Annotated in this window: 4 protein-coding genes; all 4 read right to left on the reverse strand. The window is 62.1% G+C overall.

All coding sequences use genetic code 11. The features are described 5' to 3' along the window. Nucleotides 1–304, reverse strand: a 304-nt coding sequence (locus tag SNE34_RS14705; protein ID WP_332618370.1) for a putative Ig domain-containing protein, incomplete at its 3' end; no start/stop codon positions are given. Then, on the reverse strand, nucleotides 280–669 hold the full coding sequence (locus tag SNE34_RS14710; RefSeq protein WP_332618371.1) for a putative Ig domain-containing protein: 390 nt from the start codon (nucleotides 667–669) through the stop codon (nucleotides 280–282). The genes SNE34_RS14705 and SNE34_RS14710, both read right to left, overlap by 25 nt. A gap of 258 nt (nucleotides 670–927) precedes the next feature. After that, nucleotides 928–1,290 (reverse strand): hypothetical protein, encoded by a 363-nt coding sequence (locus SNE34_RS14715; protein ID WP_332618372.1) that lies wholly within the window; start codon nucleotides 1,288–1,290, stop codon nucleotides 928–930. Next, on the reverse strand, nucleotides 1,287–3,917 hold a 2,631-nt coding region (locus tag SNE34_RS14720; protein ID WP_332618373.1), incomplete at its 5' end, for a LysM peptidoglycan-binding domain-containing protein. The genes SNE34_RS14715 and SNE34_RS14720, both read right to left, overlap by 4 nt.

The raw sequence follows: 3,917 nt of genomic DNA on the forward strand, positions 1-3,917 counted from the left end.
GGGTGCCGCTGATGCGCCGGTTGCTGGCGGTGAAGCCCAGCCCGGCCGGCAGGCCGCTGGCGGTGTAGGTCAGCGCGTCGTTGTTGGGGTCACTGAACGCCGGGACGTAGTAGCTCCAGGCCTGGCCCTTGGTGATGGACTGGTTCGGAATGGCCGGTGCGGTCGGGCGGGTATTGGCCTGCACCACCAGGGTGAACGTCTTGGCGGTCACGCCGCCGTAGCCATCGTTGGCGGTATAGGTCAGCGTGTAATTTCCCGGCACCGTCGGCTTGCCGCTGATCACCCGGGTGGAGGCGTTGAACACCACGCCACCGGGCAGGCCCGACAGGCTGTAGCTGAGCGCGTGGCCGNATCGTTGGCGGTATAGGTCAGCGTGTAATTTCCCGGCACCGTCGGCTTGCCGCTGATCACCCGGGTGGAGGCGTTGAACACCACGCCACCGGGCAGGCCCGACAGGCTGTAGCTGAGCGCGTGGCCGTTGATGTCGCCGAAGGCCGGCAGGGTCTTGGTGAAGCTCAGTTCTTCCTTGACGTACTGGTTATCGATGGTGGGCGCGGTGGGCGGGGTTTTTATCGTGCTGGTGAAAACACCCTCGACCGCGGCGCCGCTGGGGTCCTTGGCGACGATCTTGACCCGATAACTGCCGAAAGACTGTTCGCCGGCCACCATCCGCTCAAGGGTGCCGCTGATGGTGCCACTGCTGGCGTTGATCGCCAGGTTGACCGCGCTGGCGCCGGGAAAATGAACCTGACCCCTGTTATGTGGCTATTGCTGCCGCTTGTGCTGTTCGCATCCGGTCGCGACGCCACTTCAACGGAGCGACGAAGCGGCTTCGGCTTGAACCGCCCAGCGGTTAAGCCGAGTCGCGTGAGTCAGGCTCAGAACGTGTACCTGCCCTGTCTGATGTGACCCCATAACCTTCGCAGCTCAGGCTGCGGATAGCGCATCTAGCCTGCGTTCGATGCGGTCTATGCGATCCATCATCTCCCGCCATGCTTCGGTTCCCTCGCTACCATAGAAGAACCCTTCTGACACCCAGCGATGGAAGGTGTGAAGCTTCGCCCTGACTTCTCCTTGCATTCTGTCACGCTGGCAACTAAACCAAGTCCAACGCTTCTTTGCGATAGCGCGCATGCGATTGGCCGTTTCTGCGCCAACGTCAAGAAATTCTCCGGGCCCATCCCTTGTCGCTCTTCTAGGAGCCAAGTCTGCCGCATGCATGAAACTGGCGAACTCATCCAATTCGTCCGCCAGTTCAAGCCACGGCTGCAATCGAGGATTGTTTTTCATCGTTTCCACCACGGTGCAGATTGTACGATCACTTGTGCCGGCTGGATCGTGGCTCGCGAATTCGGCACATAGAGTTGATAGTCACCACCTCGATTGATCCAGCCAAATTTGAAGCCCCATCTTGTAGTCGAGAACCCGTCTATCGCTTGCGGCGCAGCAAAGCCGCCCCAAGCCGATTGCCGTGTCGGCATCCACGTTCCTTGGTACAAGCCAGCATTCCAATTCCCTTGTACTGCCGCACCACTGCGCCATGCCGCCTCACTCCCATACGGCGACAGGCTCCAGTAACCTCCGTTCGGTTGCGCGCCACGCGTCTGTGGATCGAGCGTGTCGAACACTCTGTACAGAGAGGCATCGCCGATCTCTGTCGGTTGAGGCGTGCCTTTGAAATTGACCACTTCGCGTCCCGGCAAATCCGCTAACCCAGTCACAGTGCTGGGAAGATCATTTGCGGTTCTGACGCGCATAAGGCCCAGTTCGGCACCTGGCTGCGGTGCTGCCCAGCGCTGACCACCAGCGCTGATTGCAAAACCACCCGCGACTCCACCCAACCCTTCAGCAAATCCGCCCCAATCGCCATTGAGCGCGGCCGTTGTCATGTCGAAGCTAAACACACCCACGCCGGTGAAAGGATTTGAGCCAAGTACGGCACGCGGCAGCAAATCCCATGTGGTCGCACCGCTCTCAGCGGCCTTCCCGACCGAACTCCACATGTCGATCTCATGGAGCTCCCCGGTCCTTTCTGTCTGATACACGCTGTAAGGAATGCGCGCCAAGTCGCCGAGCATGAAGAGCGGCTCGGTGACCACGCTTGCCGCACCCTTGACGAAGCGACCGCCGTAGTAAAGCGCCGCGCGTTCGGACGCACTCTGCGACGTGGCCGTGCCGCCAGCCCACGCAGGAATGCGCCGCCCGAAACGATCGAAGCCCGGAGCAGGACGTGGCGCATCGCTGACACCTGACATGCGCCAAGCCGGACCGATAACACCACCAGCTCCGTAAGCGTTCATCCAAGAGGCGGCTACATCTCTGTGCCCAATTACCTCAACGGTCGCCAATGTTGGGAGATCGGAATTCACGCCTCCCACCAAAGCCGAGGCATACGTTGCTTCCCAACCCCTCAATTCAGCGTCGCTGATGTCGTAAGGCAACGGCTCCGAGTTCGGTGTCAGTGAATTGATGGCATCAATGCGACTCCGTCTGTCCCCGCTGCTCCCTCGCGGCACATCGCCACTCGCAGGAATGGTAATCAGTCCGCTGGTCACCGACGAAATCGAGTCCACGCCACCCATAGCCTGCGCGCCTATTCCATCGTCATACAACCAGCCCGGCTTGTAATTCGGATCGAACAAGGACGGCATCCCGCTTTGGACCGATGCACGTTCGGCTGCACGATTCACCTGCCACGTGCCGATGCGTCGAACGGCCGCGTTCCCCAACGCATTGCCAAAAGCATCTGCAACGACACTCAGGTAATCCGAGTTGTGCAACGTCTCGCCGAACGACGAACGCACAGCAGCGCTCACCACACCACCTGTCGCTCCGTAAGCAAACCTATTCGAAAAATCTGTCTTCAGGTTCAGCTTGTCGACGACCTTGGGCGCTACCTTGGCAGTTACCAAGCTAGTCACTGCACTCGCAGCGATACTCTTCCAGCTAAAGCTGGTGTCCACACCCGCCAACTTCTGCCCAGCATAGTTGGCGCCTGCATTGGTAACGGCCAACCCGGCCGCTTTAGTGAACCCCGCGAATCCTCCTTGCGTCATTGCCTCGCCAACAGAGCCAAGGCCCTGGGCTATACCACCGGTGATGGCACCTGTGATGGCGCCCGCCGCAACGTTGCGCCAGCTAAATGTGCTGACCCCCATCACGCTGCCTAGCACCTGTCCCGCCAATGCACCAGCCGCACCAGCCGCCGCACCGACAGTGACAGCACCCAACGCTGTCAACGTGGTGGTCGTCGTCGCGACGCCAGCCACTGTGGTGGCAGTCGCGACCGAAGCCAAAGCAGTGCCGCCCGCCTGAGCTGCTGCTCCGATCGCGGCGGTTGCAGCACCCGCGGTGAACACCGCCACCGCGACCGCCACTACCACCATCAACACGATCGCCAGCGTGCTGCAGCTGTTCTTCGGCGGCGGCGGGATATACGGCAGGCTCGGCGTGGTGCTGCCGATCGCCTCGCTCGGGTTGTACGGCTTGAACGTGCCGGCGTCGTTCTTGTTGACGTCCACGCTCGGGGCGTTGAGCTGGGTGCCGGCGGTCAGCGGGTCGTCCGGGTCACTCAGCCCATTGGCGTCGGCCAGCACGTACCACAGGTTGGCGTTGCCGTAGACACGCTGCGCCAGGCTCTTCAGTGAATCGCCGCTTTGCACGGCGATCTTGCCGCCGCCGGCCTGGTAGCGCCAGGCGCCGTTGAGCGATTGCAGCAGCGGGCTGTCGTAGGCGTAGCCGCTGGCCAGGCGGACGTGCCCGCCTTCGCGCAATTGCGCCTGCTGCTGGCCGGCGGCGTGCACGAACAGCGTGTTGTCACGGACCCCCGTGCCGTCCTGCTGGAACGCCCCGGCGTCGGTGATGGTGCCGCTGCGGCGCAGCTGCACCGTGCCGTCGCCGGTGTAGGCGTAGTAGCG

It is taken from the genome of Novilysobacter erysipheiresistens (assembly GCF_036663935.1).
Classification (GTDB): domain Bacteria; phylum Pseudomonadota; class Gammaproteobacteria; order Xanthomonadales; family Xanthomonadaceae; genus Novilysobacter; species Novilysobacter erysipheiresistens.